Origin of the sequence: Nocardia carnea, assembly GCF_029868325.1 — a bacterium.
Classification (GTDB): Bacteria; Actinomycetota; Actinomycetes; order Mycobacteriales; family Mycobacteriaceae; genus Nocardia; species Nocardia carnea_C.
This window is the reverse complement of the sequence record NZ_JARWNW010000151.1, coordinates 1-25,272: the sequence shown is the minus strand read 5'-3', so window position 1 is coordinate 25,272 and position 25,272 is coordinate 1. Positions and strand designations below refer to the sequence as shown.

Annotated in this window: 12 protein-coding genes; 9 read left to right on the top strand and 3 right to left on the bottom strand. The window is 68.8% G+C overall.

Features of this window, described 5'->3' with window-relative positions; genetic code table 11:
- Positions 1 to 9: 9 nt before the first annotated feature.
- On the top strand, positions 10 to 669 hold the full coding sequence (locus tag QH196_RS11015) for a response regulator transcription factor (protein WP_280415662.1): 660 nt from the start codon (positions 10 to 12) through the stop codon (positions 667 to 669).
- A gap of 139 nt (positions 670 to 808) precedes the next feature.
- Positions 809 to 1,330, top strand: a complete 522-nt coding sequence (locus QH196_RS11010; RefSeq protein ID WP_280415695.1) for an FxsA family protein — start codon at positions 809 to 811, stop codon at positions 1,328 to 1,330.
- A gap of 429 nt (positions 1,331 to 1,759) precedes the next feature.
- Here QH196_RS11010 and QH196_RS11005 read toward each other — a convergent pair whose 3' ends face one another.
- Positions 1,760 to 2,332, bottom strand: a complete 573-nt coding sequence (locus QH196_RS11005; protein ID WP_280415661.1) for a PadR family transcriptional regulator — start codon at positions 2,330 to 2,332, stop codon at positions 1,760 to 1,762.
- A 101-nt stretch (positions 2,333 to 2,433) separates the two neighbouring features.
- Between QH196_RS11005 and QH196_RS11000 the strand changes: the two genes are divergently transcribed.
- Positions 2,434 to 3,183, top strand: coding sequence for a glyoxalase (locus tag QH196_RS11000; protein ID WP_280415660.1), 750 nt, complete (start codon positions 2,434 to 2,436; stop codon positions 3,181 to 3,183).
- A gap of 323 nt (positions 3,184 to 3,506) precedes the next feature.
- Here QH196_RS11000 and QH196_RS10995 read toward each other — a convergent pair whose 3' ends face one another.
- Positions 3,507 to 3,905 (bottom strand): PPOX class F420-dependent oxidoreductase, encoded by a 399-nt coding sequence (locus QH196_RS10995; RefSeq protein ID WP_033242382.1) that lies wholly within the window; start codon positions 3,903 to 3,905, stop codon positions 3,507 to 3,509.
- A gap of 85 nt (positions 3,906 to 3,990) precedes the next feature.
- On the opposite strand from QH196_RS10995, the gene QH196_RS10990 reads away from it, so the two are divergent.
- From QH196_RS10990 to QH196_RS10970, 5 genes are all read left to right on the top strand, one after another.
- Positions 3,991 to 5,589, top strand: a complete 1,599-nt coding sequence (locus QH196_RS10990; protein ID WP_280415659.1) for an amidohydrolase — start codon at positions 3,991 to 3,993, stop codon at positions 5,587 to 5,589.
- A gap of 693 nt (positions 5,590 to 6,282) precedes the next feature.
- Positions 6,283 to 7,860 carry an apolipoprotein N-acyltransferase gene (lnt, locus tag QH196_RS10985; protein ID WP_280415694.1) on the top strand — a complete coding sequence of 526 codons (1,578 nt, stop codon included), beginning with the start codon at positions 6,283 to 6,285 and terminating at the stop codon, positions 7,858 to 7,860.
- Between the two features lie 374 nt (positions 7,861 to 8,234).
- The gene (locus QH196_RS10980) at positions 8,235 to 21,734 is read left to right on the top strand and encodes a non-ribosomal peptide synthetase (RefSeq protein WP_280415658.1); all 13,500 of its coding nucleotides are present in this window, start codon (positions 8,235 to 8,237) and stop codon (positions 21,732 to 21,734) included.
- 57 nt (positions 21,735 to 21,791) lie between these two features.
- Positions 21,792 to 22,781 carry an ATP-binding cassette domain-containing protein gene (locus tag QH196_RS10975; RefSeq protein ID WP_280415657.1) on the top strand — a complete coding sequence of 330 codons (990 nt, stop codon included), beginning with the start codon at positions 21,792 to 21,794 and terminating at the stop codon, positions 22,779 to 22,781.
- A 122-nt stretch (positions 22,782 to 22,903) separates the two neighbouring features.
- Entirely contained in the window at positions 22,904 to 23,686 is a 783-nt protein-coding gene (locus QH196_RS10970) for an ABC transporter permease (protein ID WP_280415693.1), read from the top strand.
- A gap of 126 nt (positions 23,687 to 23,812) precedes the next feature.
- Here the strand turns inward: QH196_RS10970 and QH196_RS10965 are convergent, their stop codons facing one another.
- Complete coding sequence (locus QH196_RS10965; RefSeq protein WP_033241797.1) at positions 23,813 to 24,148, bottom strand: RNA polymerase-binding protein RbpA; 336 nt, start codon at positions 24,146 to 24,148, stop codon at positions 23,813 to 23,815.
- Between the two features lie 424 nt (positions 24,149 to 24,572).
- On the opposite strand from QH196_RS10965, the gene QH196_RS10960 reads away from it, so the two are divergent.
- A complete protein-coding gene (locus QH196_RS10960; protein WP_062978423.1) occupies positions 24,573 to 24,896 on the top strand; it encodes a hypothetical protein in 324 nt (107 codons plus the stop codon).
- Positions 24,897 to 25,272 lie beyond the last annotated feature (376 nt).

Genomic DNA, 25,272 nt, shown 5'->3' with positions numbered 1-25,272 from the left:
TTGGTGTCCGTGCCGATTACCGTGCTCGTCGTCGACGACCAGGAACTGATGCGTGTCGGCCTGAAGATGGTGCTCGGCGCCCACCCCGATCTGGAAGTGGTCGGTGAGGCCGAGAACGGCGCCACCGCCATCAGCCAGGCCGCCGAACTGAAACCCGATATCGTGCTGATGGATGTCCGGATGCCGGTGGTCGACGGTGTCACCGCCACCGGCCGGATCCTCGAGGCCGGGCACGGCACCCGGGTGCTGGTGATGACGACCTTCGACCTCGACGAACACGCGTTGGGCGCGCTGCGCGCCGGGGCGAGCGGGTTCCTGCTGAAGGACACCCCGCCCGAGGACCTGATCTCCGCCATCCGCAGCGTCGCGGCCGGGGACGCGGTGGTTTCACCGAAGGTCACCAAACGCCTGCTCGACCGCCTGATCGCCGAACAGCCCGCCCCGTCCCGCGACCCTTCCGTGCTGGATATCCTCACCGCGCGGGAACGGGAAGTGCTGGAAGAAATCGCCGCGGGCCGATCGAACGCCGAGATCGCGGGCCGGTTGTTCCTCTCCGAGGCGACGGTCAAAACCCATGTCGGTCGGGTGCTGACCAAACTCGACCTGCGTGACCGCGTCCAGGCGGTTGTGCTGGCCTACGAAACCGGGCTGGTCCGGCCCGGCGGTTGACCGGTCCGGGAGCAAAACGGACATCTCGTGCGTTGTACGAGTAGTCCGACCGAAAGGTTCGCCCATGCAGTATCCATCCGGCAGGCGCGAGGGCCCTGCGTGGTCACGCTCCGCTACCGCCTCCGGGCCTGACTCGCGCCTGCCTGCCCTCGGCTTCATCGTCTATCTCGTCGTCGAGATCGCTGTTTTCGCCGCCGCCGTCTCCTGGCTCGGCGCGGTCCCGGCGATCCTGCTGCTCATCGCCAGCTCCGCCGCGGGCATGCTGCTGCTCGGCTCCCAGTGGCGGCGCGTGGGTGAACAGTTCCGTCGCGCCTCCCGCGCGGAGATCACCCCGGGCGCCGCGGTCGCCGACGGTGCGCTGGTGGCATTGGGCAGTGTTCTCATGTTCGTCCCCGGCCTGATCAGCTCGGTGGTGGGTTTGCTCATGCTGCTCCCGCCCACCCGAGCACTGTTCCGTCCGGTCCTCGCCGCCCTGGCCGCCCGCCGGGTCGCCAAGCTCGCCGCGACCATGCCGCGGCAGTCGATGACGGTCGTGGACGCCGATATCGTCGACGGCGTCGTAGTGGACGAGTGGTACACCGACGAACCCCCGCGCTCGGCGATCGCGCTGGAGAAGCGCGTGGTCTCCGCCGACGGTGTCGATCCCGGCCCGCGCAGCTGACCGGCCGTCGGCCGGCTCGTCAGCGCGTTATTCGGATCTCGTGGGGTTGCGGCCAGCGGCTCGGCGGTGCTTCGGTGATCCAGGCGTATTCCAATCCCGAAAGACGCCCGCCGGCCACCCAAATCAGTATGTCCCCCCGATAGACGCTGTTCGAGAACACCGATGCTTCCAGCGGTAGTGGGCCGTCGCGAACAGGAACCGACGCGATAGGTGGGCCCGGAGGCCGGAGATCCAGTACCCATGGGGCCTCATGCCGTACTTCGGCCTCCCGCAGGCGATGAATCAGCGGCAGGTAGTCCGAGATGCCACTCGTCAATATCGTCGACTCGATAGCCGCAGCTGCCGGCTCGGGAATTACCTCGTATCCGCCGGGGCTCAATCCATTCCTCCTGTACCCGCCGGAGCGCGCGCCCGGACCGGTCTGACCGCTCAGGGCTCGGTGTGTGGGGGTTTCTCGTCGGACAGCACATACTCGCCGCGTTCCAGACGGTCGAGGACGCCCGAGGTCCAGCCCGTGAGATTGTCGAAGACTCCGCTCCACAGTTCCAAGAGGTCGGGGAAGTGCGGGGGTTCGTGGCGCCCGGGGTAGTCGGCGATCATGGCGAGTAGGTCTCTGCGGACGGCTTCGCTGCGGGTGCGTTGTTCTTCGAGTTTGGCGACCACCTGGGCACGAGGGAGTGCATCCATGAACGCGATGCCGGCGCCGAGTTCCTCCATATCGACACTGGTGAGCGCGGTGTCGAGGCGTTCGAAGAATTCGGTTTCGCCCTCGGGGGTCAGCTCGAACAGGGTCCGTCCCGGGCCGCGGCTGCCGCCTTCGGTGCCGAGGGTGCGGAGTTTGCCTTCTTGGGTGAGCTGTTTGACCGCGTGATAGATGGAGCCGGGCTGCACGTTGGTCCAGGTGTCCGCGCGCCAGGACAGCAGTTCGCGGCGGACCGCGTAACCGTGGGTCGGCTGTTGCCGCCGTGTCACTCCGAGGACCAGTAGCCGTACCGCCGACATCGGACTCCTTCCATCACCGGAACAGTACGGTAGTCAAATTTGACGACCGGGGTGGCTGCGACTAACTTTGGGTAGTCAAAATTGAGTATTGGAGGGTTCTCATGGGCGATACCGCGGTCCCCGTACTGTCCACCCACGATCTGACTCGCACCCTCGAGTTCTGGCGCACGCTCGGGTACACGGTCACGCACGAACAGCACAAGCCCTATGTCTATGGAGCATTGCGCGCGCACGACTGCGAGATCCACTACTACGCGCCGCCGGCCAGTGGGCACGAACGGCAGGCCCAGGAAACCGCCACCTGCCTGATCATGGTCGACGATGTCGCGGGCCGGCACCGCGATTTCACCGCGGCACTACGGAAGCGATACGGCAAGGTGCCGGCCAAGGGGGCCGGGCGGATCACCCGATTCCGTCCGGGCCAGACCCGGTTCAGCACGGTCGACCCGGACGGCAACTGGGTCACCTACATTCAGGTGGACGGAGCGGAGGATGTCGAATACGGCGGCTCGGCCGAGCTTTCCGGACTCGCGAAAGTGCTCGACAATGCCCGTATCCTGCGGGATTTCAAGGACGACGACAAAGCCGCGGAACGGGCACTCGAGGCCGGGCTGCGCCGCCACGGGGCCGACGCGAGCCGCACCGACCGGGCCCGGGCGTACGCGGCGCTCGCCGAACTGGCTGTGGCGCTGGAAAACCCGGCAAAGGCCGACGCGCGACGCGCCGATCTGGCGGCACTGTCGCTGACCGAATCCGAGCGAGCGGAACTCGCCACCGAACTCGCCGCCGCCGACGATCTCGCCGCCTGGCTGGGCCCTGTGGGCGGTGAACACCTGCGCCCTTCGGAATAGGACAAGTGATTGCTCCGTTGGGCAGACGCCGCGCTGCACTCCGGTGAGCCCGAGCACGCCGGTGAATGTCGCGAGCCCGGAAGGAAGGACGGCGACCGCCCCGGTCCCTCCTGCACTCATGTCGCTTCGAAGTCGTCGAGACTTCGCGGCGCCGGGCCGAGTCGTTCACGACAACCGGCTGCGGCATTCACAGCCGAAATAATCGTCGGCGCGTCTACTGAAGTGGTGCGACTGTAAGACCGGGGCCCGGACCCGGCGGCCGCTTCAGTGACAGAAGGCGGCCCGATCGGGCCCGGGCCGGCGATGAGCCGAGTCCCGGTCGGCTACTCGGTGGATGAATCAGCCCGCACGGTCAGCTCTATGCCGACTGTGCCCGTCTTACCGCGGCGCAGCGTGCTGCCCAGCACGACCAGCGGACCGGAGAACCGGTATTTGCGGCGGATCAACTTGCGCACATGCTCGCTGCCGGACGCGTCGAGGATGCGGCCGGTGCCGTGCAGCACCTCGCCGTGCGGTTTCCCCTTGTAATCACAGGGCTGCAGCGTGACCTCGGCGTTGCGGCGCAGTCGTTTGACCTTCCACGAATCGGTGACGGTCCAGACGTAGAGCTTGCCTTCCTCGGCGACTGCCCACAGCGGGGTCGGTACCGGAGTGCCGTCCTTGCGAAAGGTGGTGAGCAGAACATAGTCGGCGGTGCCGACCGCACCGAGGGTGTTGGTCATGTACGCAGGGTAATTGGCCGGACCGCCGGCCGCCGGGCACGACCGGTCGCAGTGTGCGCGGGCGGGTGCGGCAGACTGGTCCACCGTGAGTACGCAGCTGCTGGTCGGAGGTCGGATCTACAGTGCGAGCGCACCCGATGCCACGGCGCTCGCGGTCACCGACGGGGTGGTGGTGTGGCTGGGCGCCGATCATGTGGGGCGGGCCCTGCACCCCGAGGCCGAGGTGATCGACCTCGACGGCGCGCTGGTGACCCCGGCATTCGTCGAGCCACACCTGCACACCACCGCGTACGGACTGCAGCGGTCGGGGCTCGACCTGTCCGAAGCGAACTCGCTGGCGCAGTGTCTGGAACTGGTGGCGGCGTTCGCCGCGGCCCGGCCCGACGGGGTGATCCTGGCCGACGGCTGGGATGAAACGCGCTGGCCGGAAGGCCGCCCGCCGACCGTTGCCGATATAGATGCCGCCGTGCCGCGTGGTCGCCCGGTGTATCTGGCGCGGATCGACGGTCATTCGGCAGTGGCTTCCTCGGCGCTGCTCGATACGGTCCCGGGGCTGGGGGACGCGGCCGGGTACCGGGCCGGTGAACCGGTCCGTGCGGACGCCCACCATCTGGTCCGGGCGGCAGCCCGGTCCCTGCTCACCCGGGAGCAGCGGGATGCGGCGCGGCGGACCGCGCTGGATATCGCGGCCGCACGCGGGGTGGTCGCGGTGCACGAATGCGCCGGCCCCGATATAGAAGGAGAAACCGATCTGCGCGAACTGCTCGCCTTCGAGCACGGCGTCCAGGTACGGGCGTACTGGGGGCAGGCGGTCCGCACCGCCGGCGAGGCGCGGGACCTGCTGCACGATCTCGGCGCGCACGGTTTGGCCGGGGACCTTTTCGTCGACGGTTCGCTGGGCTCGCATACCGCGTGGTTACGCGACCCCTACTCGGACGCGCCCGGAACCGGCGTCTCCTACCTGGATGCCGCGCAGATCGCCGACCATGTGCGCGCCTGCACCGAAGCCGGTGTGCAGGCCGGGTTCCATGCGATCGGTGATGCCGCCATGGACGCGGTCGTCGCCGGAATCGGGCAGGTCGTCGCGGACCTCGGTGGTCCCGCCGTCGCGGCCCGCGGGCATCGCATCGAACATGCCGAACTGCTCGACAGTGCGCAGATCGAGGCCCTTTCCAGCTGGGGCGTCATCGCCAGCGTGCAACCCGTGTTCGACCGCGAATGGGGCGGGACCGACGGTATGTACGCCGAACGCCTGGGCGTCACCCGGGCGGCGGCGCTGAACCCGTTCGCCGCCATGGCCGCGGCCGGAGTGTCGCTGGCCATCGGCTCCGATGCCCCGGTCACGGCATTGGACCCGTGGGCCGCCATCCGGGCGGCCGTGCATCACCGCACCCCCGGGCACGGCCTCTCGCCCCGGGCTGCCTTCGCCGCGGCCACCCGAGGTGCATGGCGGGCAGGAGGAGTCCGTGACGGTGTCGCCGGCACGCTGGTACCGGGTGCACCCGCCTCGTATGCGGTCTGGGAAGCCGACGAGCTCGTGGTCACCGCACCCGCGGATTCCGTGCAGCGCTGGTCCACCGATCCCCGCTCCCGGGTCCCGGGCCTGCCGCCGCTCACCCCCGGCGCCGACCTGCCCCGCTGCGTGCGGACCGTGCACGAGGGCACGACCATCTACACCGGGTGACCCGAGGCCCAGGGGCGTGTTCGGCTGATCGCGGTGTGTGCGAGTAGTCGCTGCGTGGTCCGCCGGTCAGGACGCACCCATCGCAAATGCTCATCCGGCCGGCCTTTCACCGGCCGACGTGTCGGCGCCGGTTGTACGCGCTGGTGGCCGCACCGCGTATCTCGGCCGTCGTTCTGTTCACGCCCGGCACGCTCTGATCGACGAGCTCCACCACTGTCTGTGTCATCCCGGAACGAGCCGAAACCGGATTGCCGCAGGGCTCCTCCGAGCAGCGGAGTAGGAGGCCGCACGCTCGCCGCGGGACCCGGCCGCCGCCGAGGCGCCTGTCAGCTGCCGGATAATTGGCAGGATCGGTGCGGCGCTCGGCTGGCATGTGCCCGAGGTCTGCTGGCGGTGGTCGAGGAGGTCACGGCCGAATCGGGCCGGGGACCACGGCGGCCCGCCCCCATTACCGCTCGTCACCGATGTCCGCGGTCCGTCCGCAAGCAGAGCCGGGATGATCTCCGGCGGAGCGCTCGGTGACGGTGACAAGCGGCGGTGCCGTCCCGGTGGATCGCCCGGTGGTGGGGCGGGAACGGCACCGGATCGAGGAAACGACAGGATGTAGGTGTGGAACAGGGTGTCAGGACAGCGAACAGGTGGTCCGAGCGGCTGGGCAGGTACTCCGGCCGGCTCGGCCGCTATCCCGCGGTGATGCGCTCGCTCGCCGCGGTGGTGTCGGGACTGCTGCTGTTCGGCAGCTTCCCGCCGCGGCCGTGGTGGTTCCTCGCACCTGTGGGGATCGCGGTGCTGACGCTGGTGCTGCGGAGCGGGACCGGGTTGCGGTCCGGTTTCGGCTACGGCTTCCTCGCCGGTCTCGGGTTCTTTCTCCCGTTGCTGCCGTGGACCGGTATCTACGTGGGCCCGGTGCCGTGGATCGCGCTGTCGACCGCGTGCGCGGTGTATGTGGGGTTGTTCGGGGTACTGGCCCGGCTGCTCGGCCGGTTGCCCGGCTGGCCGGTGTGGGTCGCGCTGGCCTGGACCGCGACGGAATGGGGTAGGTCGAGTTTCCCGTTCGGCGGGTTCCCGTGGGGTCGCCTGGCATTCGGTCAGGCCGACGGATGGTTTCTGCCGCTGGCGATGCTCGGTGGGGCGCCGCTGGTGAGTTTCGCCGTCGCGCTCAGCGGCACGTGCGCCGCGGCAGTCCTGTGGGCGGTCCGTCACGAACTCCTCGGTGACCATGAGCCGAAAGCAACCTCCGAAGCGGTGGCGCGCGGGCGCCGGGCGGCCCCGATCGCCGCCGCACTGGGCTGCCTGCTGCTCCCCGTGGCCGGTCTCGGCCTGCGCGCGGCGTTGCCGGCGCCGATGGCGGGGGACAGCACCCTGACGGTGGCGGCGATCCAGGGCAGCGTGCCGCGCCTGGGCCTGGATTTCAACGCCCAGCGCCGGGCGGTCCTCGACAACCACGTCCGGCGGACCGAACAGCTCGCCGATGAGGTGGCGGCCGGTCGGTTTCCGGCCCCGGATGTGGTCGTGTGGCCCGAAAACTCCTCGGATATCGACCCGTTACGCAATCCCGACGCCGCCGCGCTGATCTCCGAAGCCGCGCGCCGCATCTCGGCGCCGATTTTGGTGGGCGCGGTACTGGTGAACGGCGACCGCACCACAACGAATTCGGTAATGGTCTGGACCGCAGAGGGCGGACCGGGGGAGCGGCACGACAAAAAAATAGTACAGCCTTTCGGCGAATACCTGCCGATGCGCGGTTTCTTCCGGCTCTTTTCCGACTATGCGGACCGGGCCGGTTACTTCGTGCCGGGTCACGGTGACGGAACAATTCGGGCTTCAGGTACGGAAATCGGGATAGCAACCTGTTACGAGGTTGCTTTCGACCGGGCTTTCCGGGATTCGCTGCAGTCCGGCGCGCAATTGCTGGCAGTGCCGACGAATAATGCGACTTTCGGTGACAGTGAAATGACCTACCAGCAACTTGCGATGTCCAGGGTGCGGGCGGTGGAGCACGGGCGGTCCCTGGTTGTCGCGGCGACCTCGGGCGTCAGTGCGATCATCGCCGCCGACGGAAGCGTTCGGCAGGAAAGCGCGTTGTTCGTGCCGGAAGCGCTGGTCGCGGAGGTTCCGCTGCGTACCTCGACCACTCCGGCGACAGCTCTCGGGCCGTGGCCGGAACTGGCCGTTGTGCTCGTGACAGTGGCGGGTGTGGTGGCCGAACTGGTCCGCCGGCGGGTGGGTCGGCGAAGTGTGAACGGGCTGGAGACCGCCGTTCGCGCCTGAGCGATGGACCTGTTCGCCGCCCACGAAGGCAGGTTTGCCGGATCTTCGCCGACCATCGATGCAGTAACCGCAAGTGACCGGTTTATTTTTTGTCGGCAGAGGGTAAACAGACCCGCTCGCAGTGCGTAGTATCTAGGCAACGCCCGGGCCGCCGGGTAAGAAGTGAGGCGGAATTCCGCCTGGAAGTGTAGGACTGCGCCGGAATTCGGACATCGTCGTCCGAAGGCTGTTCCGGCTCCAGGTAACCATTCGGTTTCGACTGCCAATCCATTCAAGGTGACGCTCCGAATAACCAGTCGTGAATCACACCCACGACCGGTATCGGCCGGCCGTGGGCTGTTCGGGGAGTGTCGAGCTGTAGAACGGAGTGATTGATGAGATCGTCGGCCACCGGGGTCGATAACGGTTCGTCGGCAGAGCTTTCGGCCGCACCCTTTCCGCTCACACCGGCACAGACCGCAATGTGGTACGCCCAGCGGATTCAGCCGGAAATCCCTCTCATCATCGCCGAATATGTGGAGTTCCACGGTGATCTGGACCCGGGCCTGCTGCTGTACGCGATCGAACGCTTCGGTGTGGAAACCGAAGTGGGGCTGCAGCGCATCGTGCAGGTGGACGGTGTACCGCATCAGGTGGTCGACCCCACGTCGCGGCCCGGCTGGGCCCGGCTGGACCTGCGTGACGAGCCCGACCCGCATGCCGCGGCGTTGCGCTGGATGCACGACGATACCCGCACGCCGATCGATATCGACCGCGATCCGCTGGTCTTCAACGCCGTTCTGCGTACGGGGGAGCGCGATTACATCTGGTACTCCCGCGTCCACCACATCGTGCTCGACGGCTACGGCGCGATGAACGCGCTGATCCGCACCTCCGAGATCTACACCGCCTACGCGGAGGGCCGCGAACCGGCGGTTTCGCGGGCGACGCCGCTGGCCGAGCTGTACGCCGGCGAGATCGACTACCGGAACTCGCAGCGCCGCGCCGCCGACGGCGCGTACTGGAAAGAGGTGCTCGACGGGGCCGGCGAAGTCGTCAGCCTGTCCACCGTGACCAACGCGCCGGCCACGGCGATCGCGGGCCGCCGGCTGGCAACGGGTGTCCTGAGCGAGGATACGGAGGCCGCGGTCGTCGCTGCCGCCGAACAGCGCGATTCCTCGAATCCGGTGCTGTTCGCCGCCGCGATGGCCTGCTATGTGCGGGCGATGACCGGGCAGAACGATGTGGTGCTGAGCCTGCCGGTATCGGCGCGCACCACGGTATCGCTGCGCCGTTCGGCGGGCGTCGTATCGAATGTGGTGCCGCTGCGAATCCGGTTCGGCCCCGCCACCACCCTCGACGATGTGGTGCGTGCCGTGGGTGGCCAGATCACCGGGGCGCTACGCCATCAGCGCTACCGGCACGACGATATCCGCCGCGATTGCGGATACGACCGTGATACCCGCGGGTTCTTCGGTCCGATGATCAACATCATGCTCTTCGCCCGGCCGCTGCGGTTCGCCGACCTCGACGTTTCCGTGCATGTTCTGGCGACGGGGCCGGTCGAGGACCTTTCGGTCAACCTCTACAACAGTGACGGTGACGGCATCCATCTCGATTTCGAGGCCAATCCGCAGCTCTACAGCGCGGCCGAAGTCGCCGCCCATCGCCGGCGCTACCTGGATTTCCTGGATCGCTTCCTCAGTAGTGCGCGTGACACCCCCGTGCGGGAGCTGACCGCGCTCACCGAGACCGAGCACCGGCAGGTCCTGCACACCTGGAACGACACCGCCGCCGAGGTGGAACCCGCCACGCTGGCAAGTATTTTCGCCGATCGCGCGGCGCGCACCCCGGATGCCGAGGCCGTGCGATTCGAGGGCACGGCGCTCACCTACCGGGAACTCGACGCCCGCGCGAACCGGCTGGCGCGCCTGCTGATCGCGCAAGGAGCAGGACCGGAACAGGTAGTGGCCCTGTGTCTGCGCCGCAGCCTCGATCTGGTGGTCGCGATGTACGCCGTGATCAAGTCGGGCGCCGCCTATCTGCCGCTGGATCCCGAACATCCGGTCCAGCGGCTGGAACAGATCGTCCATCGGGCCCGGCCCGTCGCCCTGCTGGCCGCCGCCCGCGACGGTCTGGCCCTGCCCGGCACCATCGCGGCGATCACCGTCGATACGGTCGACCTGTCCGAATGGGACCCGGCGCCGATCACCGACAGCGAGCGGACCGTACCGCTGCGCGGCGATCACCTCGCGTATCTGCTCTACACCTCCGGGTCCACCGGCACCCCGAAAGGCGTCGGCGTCACCCACCGCGCGATCGTGAACCGGCTGAGCTGGATGCAGCACGAATATCCGCTCGATCACACCGACGCGGTGTTGCAGAAGACCCCGGCGACCTTCGACGTCTCGGTCTGGGAATTCTTCTGGCCGTTGCAGACCGGAGCCCGGCTGGTGGTGGCCCGGCCCGACGGCCATCGTGACCCGGCCTATCTGGCCCGGCTCATCCGCGAAGAACAGGTCACCACGGCACATTTCGTACCGTCCATGCTCTCGGTCTTCGTCACCGATACCGAGGTGGGCGACTGTGTCACGCTGCGGCGTGTCTTCTGCAGCGGGGAAGCGTTGCCGCCCGCCACGGTTCGTGATTTCCGGGCGGCGCTGCCCGTACCGCAGCTGCACAACCTGTACGGCCCCACCGAGGCCGCGGTCGATGTGACCTATTGGGAGTGCCCGCCGGATCCGGTGACCGTGCCGATCGGTGCACCGGTGTGGAACACCCGGACCTATGTGCTCGACCATGCGCTGCGCCCGGTAGCTCCCGGTGCGGTGGGCGAGCTGTATCTGTCCGGCGTGCAGCTGGCGCGTGGATATCTCGGGCAGGCCCCGTTGACTGCCGAACGGTTCGTCGCCGACCCGTTCCATACCGGCGAGCGGATGTACCGGACCGGCGATCTGGCGCGCTGGCAGCTGGGGGATACGCGCCACGGCGTCCTGGAATACCTGGGCCGCACCGATTTCCAGGTGAAGATCCGCGGGCTGCGGATCGAGCTCGGCGAAATCGAGGCGGCACTGCTGGACGACGAGCGGATCGCGCGCGCAGTCTGCATCGCGCACGCGACCCCGGCGGGTGACCAGCTGGCCGCCTATGTGGTGGTCCGCGGTGATGAGGAGCTCGATACCGCTGAGCTGCGGGCCCGGCTGGCACGCACGCTTCCGGGTTATATGGTCCCCGCGACGGTGACCGCGCTACCCGAACTACCGCTCAACAGCAACGGCAAGATCGATCGGTCCGCACTGCCGGCGCCCGGACCCACCGGCGACCGGGTGCGGACCGCGCCGCGCACGGAGGTCGAAGAGGTACTGGCCGCGATCTTCGCCGAACTGCTCGGTGTGCCCGAGGTCGGTATCGAGGACGGCTTCTTCGAATTGGGTGGCAACTCGTTGGTGGCCGCGCGGGCGGTGGCGCGGATCAACACTGCGCTCGGGACCGCCCTGACGATCCGCGACCTGTTCGAAGCCGGAAGTATCGCCGCGCTAACCGACCGGTTCACCGTGCACGAACCGGATCTCACTTCCCCGCGGCTCGTTCCGGTGGCACGCCCCGAACGGATTCCGCTCTCCCCGGCGCAGCAGCGGCTGTGGATCCTCAACCGGTTCGCCGAACACGCCGCCGCCTACAACATGCCGCTGGCCGTGCAGCTGGACGGCAACCTCGATATCGATGTGCTGCGCGCCGGTCTGCGTGATGTGCTCGAACGGCACGAAAGCCTGCGCACCACCTTCCCCGATCTGGGGGAGGGCCCGCAGCAGTTGGTGCATCCGCTCGCGGAGGTACCGCTGACACTCGAGCCGGTGGAGGTCGCGGCCGACGGAGTCCGCGAGCTCGCCGCCGAATTCGTGACGCGGCCGTTCGACCTGCGTACCGAATTCCCGTTCCGGGTCGCGCTGTACGCCGTCGACACCGATTGCCATGTGCTGGTGCTGGTGCTGCACCATATCTGCGGCGACGGCTGGTCGGTGGCGCCGCTGGTCCGCGACCTCACCGTCGCGGTCACCGCCCGGGCCGCGGGCATGGCGCCCGGGTGGACACCGCTGCCCGTGCAGTACGCCGATTTCGCGTTGTGGCAGCGGGAGTTGCTCGGTGAGGAATCCGATCCGGCCAGCGCGCTGAGCCGGCAGATCACCCATTGGCGCGCCGAACTCGCCGGCCTGCCGGATCAGCTCGACCTCCCGCTCGACCGGCCGCGTCCCGCGCACCGGTCCACCGAGGGCGGGCGGGTCGCGTTCACCATCCCGGCCGGCACCCGCGGTGCGGCGGCGGAACTGGCGGCCAGCCGCGGTGCCAGCATGTTCATGGTGGTGCATGCCGCACTGGCGACACTGCTGTCCCGGATCTGCGGCAGTACCGATATCGTCATCGGCACCCCGATCGCGGGTCGCAGCGATCCCGCGCTGGACGAGCTGGTCGGGATGTTCGTCAACACCCTGGTCCTGCGCACCGAGGTCGATCCGTCCGGTGATTTCGACCGGATGCTCGATATCGTGCGGGAAACCGATCTCAATGCCTTCGCCAACGCCGATGTGCCGTTCGAGCGGCTCGTGGAGGTGGTGAATCCGGAACGCTCGGGTGCACGCCATCCGCTGTTTCAGGTGATGCTGTCCTACGACAACGCCGGTGAGATCGACCTGAACCTGCCCGGGGTGCGGACCGAGATCATGGCGCTGGATGCCGGGATCGCGAAGTTCGACCTCCAGCTCGAGGTGCACGACGACAACTCCGGCGGTGAACTGCACGCCGAAATCGGCTATGCCACCGATGTGTTCGACGAGCGGACCGTACAGTCGATCGCGCGGCGGTTCGTCGCGGTCCTCGATGCCGCGGTGGCCGCACCGCGGCGCCCGGTCGGCGATATCGATGTGCTGGACCGGCGCGAATACGGCAATCTCGTACCGCTGGCGGGTGGTCCGGCCGAACCGCCGGTATCGCTGGCCGAACTTCTCGGCCGGTCCGCGGTCCGTGATCCGGACGGTATCGCGGTGCGTTTCCGGGGCCGCGATACGACCTACCGGGAACTGGACGAGCGGGCGAACCGCCTGGCCCGGTTGCTGATCGCGTACGGGGCCGGTCCGGAAGCCGTGGTCGCGCTCGCACTGCCGCGCGGTCTGGACGCGATCACCGCGATCTGGGCCGTCGCCAAGACCGGGGCAGCGTACGTACCGGTCGATCCCGGATATCCGCGCGACCGGATCGCGCATATGCTCACCGATTCCGGTGCGCTGCTGGGGGTTACGAGCCCGGATCAGCTCGAGGTGCTGCCGGAGCGCCCCGGCGCTGTCCGGCCGTGGCTGGTGCTCGGTGATCCGGCGCTGGAATCCGCGTGCGCGGCAATGTCCTGCGCGCCGGTGACCGACGCGGACCGGATCCGGCCGGTGCGCACCATCCACCCCGCCTATCTGATCTACACCTCCGGATCCACCGGCACCCCGAAGGCGGTGGTCGTCACCCACGGCGGACTGGCCTCGTTCGCCGCGGAGCAGTGCTACCTGTTCGGGGTCACCCCGGCCGCGCGCACACTGCACTTCTCCTCGCCCAGTTTCGACGCGTCGGTACTGGAACTGCTGCTCGGCTTCTCCTGCGGGGCGACGGTCGTGATCGCGCCCCCGCATATCTACGGCGGCAGCGAACTCGCCACCTTCCTGCAGGTCGAACGCATCACCCACGCGTTCGTCACGCCCGCCGCGCTGGCCACCGTCGACCCGGCCGGTCTGGACCGGCTGCAAACGGTCATGGTGGGCGGTGAGGCCTGCGGGCCCGAACTGGTGGCCACCTGGGCCGACCGGTACCGCATGCACAATATGTACGGTCCGTCCGAGGCCACCGTCGCCGCCACCATGTCCGGGCCCATGCGGCCCGGCCGGCCGGTACCGCTCGGCCATCCGGTGCGGGGGATGCGGCTTTTCATTCTCGACTCTCGGTTGCGGCCGGTACCGCCGGGCACGCCCGGCGAGCTGTACCTGTCCGGGCCGGGCGTGGCCCGCGGATATCACGGGCGGCACGCGCTCACCGCCGCCCGGTTCCCGGCCAACCCGTACGGCCGCCGCGGCGAACGCATGTACCGCACCGGTGATCTGGTCGTGGCCGACCGGTCCGGCCGGCTGCGGTTCCTGGGGCGCGCGGACGATCAGGTGAAACTGCGTGGCTTCCGGATCGAACTGTCCGAGATCGACCATGCCCTGCGCACCCATCCCAGGGTGCGCCGCGCGCTGACCATGGTGCATACGGATCCGCAGGGGCGGCAACGTCTCGCCGCCTATATCGTCGCCGACGCCGGTATCGACCCGGCCGGGGTGCGGGCCACGGTCCGCGGCCGGCTGCCCGGCTATATGGTCCCCGACGCCGTCACCGTGCTGCCGGAATTCCCCACCGCACCCTCCGGCAAGCTCGACCGCAAGGCGCTACCGGAACCGGTCTTCGCAAGCGCGACCGCGAACTCCCGGCCGCCGGCCACCGATCTCGAACGGCGGGTCGCCGAGGCGTTCGCCGAGGTGCTTGGCCGCGAGGTCACCGGCGTGGAGGACGGTTTCTTCGATCTCGGCGGTAATTCGCTGCTGGCCACCCGGCTGGTGGGCGGTCTGTACGACCGTTTCGGTGTGGACCTGCCGGTGCGGACCGTATTCGAGGCACCGACGGTGGCGGCGCTGGCCGAGCACGTCACCCGCACTCCGGTGACGGTCCGGGTGCCGCTGACCGCCCGGGATCCGCGGCCCGACCGCATCCCGTTGTCGCTGCCACAGCAGCGGTTGTGGTTCCTGAACCGCTTCGCCCCCGAATCCAGCGCCTACAACATCGCTTTCGTCCTCGATATCGACGGCGACCTCGAGGTGGCGGCGTTGCGTTCGGCCCTGAGCGATATCGTCGAACGGCACGAGGTCCTGCGCACCGCCTATCCCGACGACGGAAACGGTGCCCAGCAACGGATCCTGCCCGTCACGTGGGCGCTTCCCGCGCTGGAAGTCCGTGATACCGATCCGGCCGGTGCCGCCGCGGCGCTGCACGAGGCGGCGACGACCGGTTTCGATCTCACCACCGGCACCCCGCTGCGCGCGATCCTGCTGCGCACCGGTGCGCGGCGGTACCGGCTCGGTGTGGTGGTGCACCATATCGCCGCGGACGGCTGGTCGCTGGCACCACTCACCCGCGACCTCGCCCTCGCCTACCAGGCCCGGTGTGCCGGTTCCGCGCCCGAGTGGAGCCCACTCGAGGTGCAGTACGCCGATTTCGGGCTCTGGCAGCGCGAACATCTCGGCGCCGCCACCGACCCGGACAGTCTCGCCGCCCGGCAACTCGGCTACTGGCGTGAACAGCTCGCCGGACTGCCCGAGGAACTGCCCCTGCCCTACACCCGGCCCCGTCCGGCCGAACCGCAGCAGACCGCGGGGACCGTGCGATACACGATCCCGGCGCCGATGCGGCCGGCGCTCGCGGAACTGGCGCGCGCCCAGGGGGTGAGCCCGTTCATGCTGCTGCGGTCGGCGCTCGCCGTGCTGCTGCGTTCGGTGACCGGCGGCCGCGATATCGCCATCGGCACTCCGGTCGCCGGGCGTACCGATCGGCGGCTCGATGAGCTGGTCGGTATGTTCGTCAACACCCTGGTGCTGCGTTCCGACGTCGACCCGGCCCGGTCTTTCACCGATCTGCTGCGGGCCGACCGGGATACCGAACTCGCCGCCCTGGCCCATGCCGATATCCCGTTCGAACAGGTGGTGTCGGCCCTGGGTAACGATCCGCGCGCCACCGGCCGGCATCCGCTGTTCCAGGTCGCGCTGACCGTGCAGGACACCCCGGTGCCGACGCTGGAACTGCCCGGTCTCGCGGTGGATGCGGCCGCGCTCGATATCGCCCGCGCCAAGTTCGATCTCGAACTCCGGGCCGGTGACCTCGACGCCGGTGAACTCGAATTCGTCTACGCCGACGAACTGTTCGACGAAGCCACGGTGCACACCCTGGCCGATCGGTTTCTGCGCGTCCTGGCCACCGTCGCCGCGCGACCCGATATCGCGGTGGGCGATATCGATACACGCACCGATTCCGAACGCGCTACCTACAGCCCCGCCCGCGGCCCGGTTCCCGGTATCCCGCGCACCCTGGCGGGTCTGTTCGCCTCGACCGTCCTCGCGCACAGCGCGCGCCCGGCGCTCTACGCCGAGGACACCGTCCTCACCTACGCCGAACTGGATCGCCGGGCCAACCGGCTGGCGCGGGCGCTGATCGGGCGTGGTCTGGGCGCGGGAGACCGGGTCGCGCTCGGGCTCACCCGCTCCGCCGATTCGGTCACCGCCATGCTGGCCATCGCCAAATCCGGGGCCGCGTTCGTTCCGGTGGATCCGAACTATCCCGTCGAACGAGTCGCGCATATGCTCGCCGATTCCGGGTGCACCGTCGGTATCAGCCGCGCCGGGCATGCGGACACGCTGCGCGCCGCCGGTGGTGACCATATCGATTGGCTGCTGCTCGATACTCCGGCCGGGCGGCGCGAAACCGGTGTTCCGGCCGATCCGGTCACCGATGCCGACCGGGTCCGCCCGGTGCGGGTCACCGATCCGGCGTACCTGATCTACACCTCCGGTTCCACAGGTAAACCTAAGGGCGTCACTGCCACCCACGGTTCGCTGGCCGATCTCGCCGACGAATTCCGCGACCGGCTGGCCATCACCCCCGGTGCGCGGACCCTGCATTTCTCGTCGCCGAGTTTCGATGCCGCGGTGCTGGACCTGCTGCTCGCCATCGGTCCCGGTGCCGCCATGGTGATCGTCCCGCCCGAGGTGTACGGCGGCGACGAACTGGCCGAACTCATGACCCGCAGCGAGGTGACGCACACCTTCATCACCCCGGCCGCCCTCGCCACCATCGATCCGGACCGGTGGCCGCTGCCGCGGCTGCGCGGCCTGATGGTGGGCGGCGAACATGTCGGCCCCGAACTGGTGGCGCGCTGGGCGCCGGGCCGGCGGATGTTCAACGCCTACGGGCCCACCGAAACCACCGTCGTGGTGTCGGTCACCCCGGTGGCGCCGGACCGCCCCGCCGGTCTGGCCTCGCTGATCCGCGGGGTGCGCGCGGTGGTCCTCGACGAACGCTTGCGTCCTGTTCCCACCGGTGTTCCCGGCGAGCTGTATCTCGGCGGACCCGGGCTGGCCCAGGGCTATCACGAGCGGTTCGGCCTGACCGCGGGACGTTTCGTCGCCGACCCGTACGGTCCCGCCGGTGCCCGGATGTACCGAACCGGCGATGTGGTCCGCTGGACCACCGAGGGTGATCTGCGCTATCTGGGCCGAAGCGACAACCAGGTCAAAATGCGCGGGTTCCGGATCGAACTCGGGGAGATCACCGGCGCGCTCACCGCACATCCCGCGGTGCATTTCGCCCATACCGAAGTGCGCCGCGTCGCCGGAGTGGATCGGCTGGTCGCCTACGTGCAGCCGGCCGACGCCGACCGCAGGCCCGAACCCGAGGAGTTGCGCGAGTATCTGGCGCAGCGGCTGCCCCGGCATATGGTGCCCACCGCGTTCACGCTGCTGGACGAGATCCCGCTGACCCCGGTCGGCAAACTGGATATCGCCGCGCTTCCCGAACCGCAGGCGCTGCCCACCGGATCCGCCGGGCGGGCTCCGCAGACCGCCACCGAACGCCTGGTCGCGTCGGTGATGGGCGATCTGGTGGATGCCCCGGTGACCGATACCGGCGATAACTTCTTCGAGATCGGCGGCAACTCGCTGCTGGCGACCCAGCTGGTCGGGCGCCTGGAAGCGGCCACCGGGGTGCGGCTGGCGGTGCGTTCGGTCTTCACCGCGCCCACCGTCGCCGAACTGGCCGCCCGGCTGGACGGCGAGAACTCCGGTGCGGGCGGGCCCGCGCTGGAACGCCGGGAACGCCCCGCACGGATTCCGCTGTCCCCGGCTCAGCAGCGGCTGTGGTTCCTCAACCGGTTCGGTGGTGCCGATCCGGCGGCGACCCCCGGTGCCTACAACGTTCCGGTGGTGCTGCGATTGCGCGGCCCGCTCGACCGGACAGCGCTGGCGACCGCCCTGCACACGGTCCAGGAGCAGCACGAAACCCTGCGCACGGTGTTCCCGGAGATCGACGGGGAACCCACCCAGGTGGTCCGTGATCTGCCCGGCGCCGCGGTCGCCCTGCAGACCCCGGTGACCGAAGGCGACCCGCGTCCCGATATCGAGCGGTTCATCGCACCGGGATTCGATCTGTCCACCCAGATCCCCTTGCGGGCCGGGTTGTTCGTCGTCGCCCCGGACGATCACATCCTGGTCCTCGTGGTCCATCACATCGCGATGGACGGCTGGTCGCTGGAACCGCTCGCCGCCGGTGTGGCCGAGGCGTACCGGACGGTGCGGCTCGGTGCCGAGCCGCGCCCCGATACCGAGCAGCTGCAGTACATCGACTACACGCTGTGGCAGCGGGAGCTGCTCGGCGACGAGGACGATCCGAACTCGGTGATCAGCGGGCAGCTCGGGTACTGGCGCAACGCGCTCGACGGATTGCCCGAACTCCTCGCCGTCCCCGCCGACCGGCCCCGTCCGCCGGTCCCGTCCTACCGCGGCGGCACCGTGGAGGAACGGCTCGACGCCCGCGCGCACCGGGATCTGCGCGATCTCGCGGCCCGCCACAACGTGAGCGTGTTCATGGTGCTGCACGCCGCGCTGGCGGTACTGCTGCACCGCCTCACCGGATCCGGCGATATCGCCGTCGGTTCCCCGGTCGCGGGGCGCGGCCATCCCGAGCTCGACCGGATGATCGGGATGTTCGTCAACACCCTGGTGCTGCGGACACCGGTCGATTCCGGCCGGCAGTTCACCGAACTGCTCGAGACGGTGCGGGAGGCCGATCTCGACGCCTTCGCCCACGCCGAGTTGCCGTTCGAACGGCTCGTCGAGGTACTGAACCCGGTGCGGTCGCAATCGCATCATCCGCTGTTCCAGGTGATGCTGTCGGTCCGCGACGAACCGGTACGGGCACTGGAATTGCCGGGGTTGAGTATCGAGGCGATGGATATCGATGCCGGTATCGCGAAATTCGACCTCCAGTTCACGCTCACCGAATGCCGGGCCGAGGATCGGTCGCCGGACGGTATCGCCGTCGCGGTGAACTACAGCGCGGACCTGTTCGACGAGCCGACCGCGGCCCGGCTCGGCCGCCGGCTGGTCCGGCTGCTCGCCGCGATCGCAGCCGACCCGTCCGTGATCATCGGCGATCTGGAATTGCTGGAACCGGCGGAATGGTCGGCGCTGGCCCCGCTGCGCCGCGCGGACCCCGACCAGCCGGTTACGCTGCCGGAGGTATTCGCGGCGGCGGCATCGGCCGACCGGCAAGCCGTCGCTCTGGCCGCCGCGGGCGTGGAGGTCACCTACGACGCGCTCGACCGCTGGAGCAACCGGCTCGCACGGGTCCTCATCGGATACGGTGTCGGCCCGGAAACCCTGGTGGCGCTGGGTATTCCGCGCACGGTGGAATCGGTGGCGACGGTACTGGCGGTGACCAAGACCGGCGCGGCCTTCGTTCCCGTCGACCCCGGCTATCCGGCCGCCCGGATCAGCCATATGCTCACCGATTCCGTTGCCGCACTGGGGCTCACGCTCGCCGAGTACCGGCCGCAACTGGTGGGTGAGGTCCAGTGGCTGGCCCTCGACGATCCCGATTTCCGGGAAGAAGTGCTGGACGCATCCAGCGCACCGATCACCGATGCGGAACGAAACGGCCCGCTGCGGATGGACAACCCGGCCTACGTCATCTACACCTCCGGATCCACCGGTACACCGAAGGGCGTGGTCGTCACCCATCGCGGCCTGTCGAACTTCGCGGCGGAAACCGCGCAGCGGTTCGACGTCCGGCCCGACAGCCGTATCCTGCATTTCGCGACGCCGAGTTTCGACGCCGCCATGCTGGATCTGCTGTTCGCGCTCGGCGGCGGTGCCACCCTTGTGCTGACTCCGCCCGGTGTGGTCGGCGGCACGGAACTGGCCCGGGTGCTGATCGCCGAACGCATCACCCACGCGTTCATCACCACCGCCGCCCTCGCCACGGTGGATCCGGCCGGTATCACCGATTTCCAGCATGTGCTGGTGGGCGGTGAGGCGCTGCCCGCCGAGGTCGTGGCCCGCTGGGCGCCGGGTCGTAACCTGCACAATGTCTACGGCCCCACCGAGACCACCATCGTCACCGTGGTTTCGCAGCCCCTGGTCCCGGCAGGGCCGATCCCGATCGGGGAACCGATCCGCGGAGTGGCCGCGATGGTGCTGGATTCCCGGCTGCGGCCGGCCCCGCTCGGCGTGACTGGTGAGCTGTATCTCGCGGGCGGCGCGCTGGCCCGCGGCTACCACGACCGCCCCGGTCTCACCGCGCAGCGGTTCGTCGCCAACCCCTACGGGAAGCCGGGCGAACGAATGTACCGCACCGGCGATCTGGTCCGGATCCGGACAGGTGCCGCCGGCGGCCCCGGCGATATCGAATACGTCGGCCGGACCGACCACCAGGTGAAGATCCGCGGATTCCGGATCGAACTCGGTGAGATCGACGCGGCCCTGAGCCGGCATCCGGCGGTGGAGTTCTCGCATACCGCCGGGCATCGCACTCCGGCGGGCGCCACCGCGCTGGTGTCGTATGTGAAGGCAGCGCCGGACACCACCGCGGCCGAACTGACCGCACACCTGTCCGAATACGTGCCCAACTACATGGTCCCGCAGTCGATCATGCTGATCGACCGGCTGCCGCTGACCCCGGTGGGCAAACTCGACCGTGCGGCCCTGCCCGAACCGGTGTTCTCCGCCGTCGAGGGATACCGGGCGCCCGCCAACCCCATCGAAGCCACCCTGTGCGAAATCTTCGCCGAGGTCCTCGAAGTCGAACGGGTCGGCACCGCGGACGGGTTCTTCGAATTGGGTGGTAATTCCCTGCTCGCCACGAAGGTGGTCGCGCAGGCACGCGAGGCCGGATTCGACCTGCCGATGCAACTGCTGTTCGGCGAATCCACCCCGGCAGCCCTGGCCGCGCGGCTCGGCGACGGCACCGCGAGCGACGCGATGGATCTCGCGCTCGTCCCGCTGCTGCCGCTGCGACCCGATTCCGGATCGGGCCGCGCCCCGCTGTTCTGCGTCCACCCCGCGATCGGGCTGTCCTGGTGTTACGCCGGGCTGCTCGCCGAACTACCCGCCGATCAGCCGGTATACGGACTGCAGGCACCCCAGGCGGCGGGCGAGCCCGGGTTCTCCTCGATCGCCGAGGTCGCCGAGAACTATCTGACCCATATCCGGTCGGTACAGCCGCACGGGCCGTACCAGTTGCTCGGCTGGTCGCTGGGCGGTCTCATCGCGCACGAGATCGCCGTGCGGCTGCAAGCCGACGGCGAAGAAGTCGAATCGCTGACCATGCTGGACAGCTACCGCCTCTCCGACGATCTGGCCGGACAGGCGATGCCGACCATTACCGAGATCCTCGGCGAATTCGGCGGTGACCTGGTCGTCGACGGTGCGGAACCGACCCTGGCCGAGGCCGCCGAACTGCTGCGCTCACGGCCGGGACCGTTCGCGGCGCTCACCCTCGAACATCTGGAACGGCTCTACGCCGGCTACGCCGACGGCACGGTGCAGGCCAACGGGTTCCGGCCCGGCGTCTTCGACGGCGACCTGCTGTTCTTTGCCGCCGCCACCGATCCGGTCAACCGCGCGACCCCCGACCGGCACCCCGGCGCGTGGAAAGAATTCGTCACCGGCACGGTGACGGCCCACGAAATCGAATGCACACACGCGGAGATGACCACGGCGCAATCCCTCGCGGTGATCGGACCCGTACTGCGCGAACACCTCCGCGCGCGCCTGCACACCTGACCGTGCGGGCAGGAGTTCGCGCCCCCAGCCCGGTACCGAAACGAAGGAGAACGCTCAGTGAAGCCCGCGGTACAGATCACCGGCCTGGTGAAGAACTACGGCCGGGTCCGCGTTTTGGACGATGTCGATCTCGAAATACCCACCGGCACCGTGATGGGTCTGCTCGGACCCAACGGTGCCGGTAAAACCACCACCGTCCGTATCGTGACCACGCTGTTGCGGCCCAACGCCGGAACGGTGCGGGTCGCGGGGGTCGATGTGCTGCACGATCCGGCCGCCGCCCGCCGCCTGATCGGGTTGTCCGGTCAGTACGCGGCCGTCGACGCCAACCTCACCGGCTACGAGAATCTGCGCATGGTCGCCCGGCTCTACGGTATGAGCCGCGAAAGCGCCACCGAACGGGCCCGGGAACTGCTGGCGCAGTTCGGGCTCGAGGATGCCGCCGACCGTCGCGCCGGAACCTATTCCGGCGGTATGACCCGCCGCCTCGATCTGGCCGGCGCGCTGATCGCCCGCCCGCCGGTGGTGGTGCTCGACGAACCGACCACCGGCCTGGATCCGCGGGCCCGCACCGATATGTGGCGGGTGATCGGTGATCTCGTCCGCGACGGCACCACCGTCCTGCTGACCACCCAGTATCTGGAGGAAGCCGACCGGCTGGCCGACAAGATCACGGTGATCGACAAAGGCCGCGTCATCGCCCGCGGTTCGGCCGACGAACTCAAATCCTCGATCGGCGGGGACCGCCTCACCGTCACCCTGGCACCCGGACAGGATCCGGCGCCCGCGCTGCGGGTACTCGCCGATGTCGGCCTCGGCGAACCCGCGCACGAGGCGAGTGTCGACGAGGTGTCGGTGGTGGTCGCCGACGGTTCCCGCACCATGGTCGAAGCGCTGCGCCGCCTGGACGACGCAGATGTGCTGGCCGTCGATGCCCGCGTGCACCGGCCCAGCCTCGACGACGTTTTCCTGTCCCTCACCGGCACCCCGGCGACCCCGGACACCGAGCCGGAAACCAGCGATGTACCCGAGGAGATCATGTCGTGAGTACCGCAGAAGTGGCGGTCGAGAAAACCGAAACCACCGCCCGGACCGAGGAGGACACCGCGGATACCGAACACGCGCCCGCCTCGCACCGGATCCCGAAATCGGCCGAGCCCCGGATGCGGATCATTCGCGACAGCGCGATCGTCGCGCACCGCAACCTGCTCACCATCATGCGGGTGCCGACACTGCTGGTCACCGCCACCGTGCAGCCGCTGATGTTCGTCTTCCTGTTCGCCTACGTATTCGGCGCCTCCCTCGGCGGCGGTGAATACCGGGAATTCCTGATCGCCGGGATCATGGCGCAGACGGTCGCGTTCAGTGCCGCGTTCACCACCGTCGGCCTCGCCGGTGACCTCGAGAAGGGCATCATCGACCGGATGCGCGCGCTGCCCATGTCGCGGCTGGCGGTGCTGATGGGCCGGACGCTGTCGGATCTCGTGGTGAGTGTGCTGAGCCTGCTGGTGATGACCGTCTGCGGATACATCGTCGGCTGGAGCATCGAGGGCAGTCTGGCCGATGCCGCACTGGCCTACGGAGTGATTCTGTTGTTCGCGTTCGCCATGTCGTGGGTGGGCGCACTCACCGGCCTGCTCGCCCCGAATGTGGAGGTTGCGCAGAGCGCCGGCTTGATCTGGCTGTTCCCGCTGTCGTTCATCTCCTCGGCCTTCATCTCAGCGGAGACCCTGCCCGGGCCGCTGCGCACCATCGCCGAATGGAACCCGATCACCGCGGTCGCGGCCACCGGCCGGAAGTTGTTCGAGAACAGTGCGCCGCCGACCTTCGAGGCACCGACCGGATGGCCCGCCGAACACTGTGTCGAATACGCCGTGATCTGCTCGGTGGTGATCCTGCTGATCGCGATGCCGCTGGCACTGCTGCGCTACCGCCGGGTGGCCAGCCGCTGAACCCACGCGGCGTTGCCGCCGCCGAAAACGACAAAGGCCGTACCCACCGGATCATCCGGTGGGTACGGCCTTATCAGCCGGTGTCCGGGATATGGGCCCGAACCAAGACTCCCGAAGAGCTGTGACTCAGCCCCGGCGGCGGGTCTTGAGCAGCTCCAGGCGCTCCTTCAGCAGCTCCTCGAGCTCTTCCTTACTGCGCCGCTCCAGCAGCATGTCCCAATGCGTGCGCGGCGGCTTCACCTTCTTGGCCTCCTGCGAGGTGCCTTCGAGGAGCACACCTTCCTGACCGTTCTTGCACAGCCAGGTCGGCGGGATCTCGGCCTCGTCGGCGAACGGGACATCGAATTCTTCACCATTGTCGGTCCGGTACCGGGCGATCCGGCGGGGAGCCAGATCATGGTCGCGGTCGGTTTCGTAGCTCACCGCTCCGAGCCGGCTGCCCCGGAGTACGCGATCTGCCATCTGTACAGGTCCTCTCTGTGTTGTCGGCGCGTTACCGCGCGCAGGTCCGCAGGTTCCCGGATGTTCGGTCCCGGATCACCGGATCGGAAACACCTCTCGGCGTATCCGCTGCGGTGCACCGGAACCCGCCCGGGGCGAACCGGTGGGTTGACCCCTGTGGTTGTGCTGACGCGAACCTCGTGAGTTCGCGTGTCGCCGGCCGTTGCCTTCCGCCGACCGTTCGGGTCACGTCTGCGAGCCGTTCCCTCACACACGAACCGCGGTTCGTGCCGGTTGCGGCCTTGCGCCCTGTTCTTGTCAACGTTCGCGAGGGTCGATCCGTTCCCAGTTCGGGAGAGCCTTGTAATTGTACGGCGTCCGCGCGGGAACTCCGCGCGGTGTGCGGTGTGTGCTGCTGTGCGAAGGCCTATTAGGGTGTCGGGTCATGTCGCGCCGGTTGCAGTCCTGTCTGTGGTGTGGTCGGGAAATCGTTGATACGGAAGCGGGACGGCGGCGCCGGTATTGCCGGCAGTCCTGCCGTCAGCGCGCCTATGAGCACCGCAACAATGTGAAGGGCACTGGTATCCCCGCCGATTCGGTGGTGCTCAGTGCCGCCGAGGCCACCGCCCTCGCGGACCGCTGGTTCGCGGCGCGCTGCGCGGCCGAAGATGTGGCGACCGCCATCGACGAGGGCGCCGGTAACGACGAGCTCGCCCGTCTCAGTGCGGTGCTCGTGGAACTCGCCCGGGACGCCGAACGGTTGCGCTGAATCCGCCGCGAAGGACCGGTGTCCCGCCGACTGGGTCCGGTCGGCCGCGAACAGCCCGGACGGTCGGGCGATCCGCACCTGGCCGTATCGAAACGATTACGGCGGCCAGCAGATTCGCTGCGAAAAGACCGGCTACCCCGGGGCGCATAAACACCAGACCGGCCATTGCCGCGGTACAGAGCAGCAATGGCCGGTGCAGGCATCCGATCACCCGACGAAGACCGGAGATCATGGGGGTGGGGGGGGGGGTTTGGGGGCCCCCGGCGAAAAGGTGAGGCCCCGGGCGTGAATAAAAAGAAGACCCCCCCCCCGGCCCCCCGCGCCCGGGCGGGAGGGGGAGCACACCCCGGGGCAAACCCCGAGTGGAGTGGCGGGC

Excerpts from the sequence above, each read along its gene's own strand:
- QH196_RS11005 (WP_280415661.1), bottom strand. The coding sequence starts at position 2,332 with ATGTCGGCGGTACGGCTACTGGTCCTCGGAGTGACACGGCGGCAACAG.
- QH196_RS11000 (WP_280415660.1), top strand. The coding sequence starts at position 2,434 with ATGGGCGATACCGCGGTCCCCGTACTGTCCACCCACGATCTGACTCGC.
- QH196_RS10995 (WP_033242382.1), bottom strand. The coding sequence starts at position 3,905 with ATGACCAACACCCTCGGTGCGGTCGGCACCGCCGACTATGTTCTGCTC.
- lnt (WP_280415694.1), top strand. The coding sequence starts at position 6,283 with ATGCGCTCGCTCGCCGCGGTGGTGTCGGGACTGCTGCTGTTCGGCAGC.
- QH196_RS10980 (WP_280415658.1), top strand. The coding sequence starts at position 8,235 with ATGAGATCGTCGGCCACCGGGGTCGATAACGGTTCGTCGGCAGAGCTT.
- QH196_RS10965 (WP_033241797.1), bottom strand. The coding sequence starts at position 24,148 with ATGGCAGATCGCGTACTCCGGGGCAGCCGGCTCGGAGCGGTGAGCTAC.
- QH196_RS10960 (WP_062978423.1), top strand. The coding sequence starts at position 24,573 with ATGTCGCGCCGGTTGCAGTCCTGTCTGTGGTGTGGTCGGGAAATCGTT.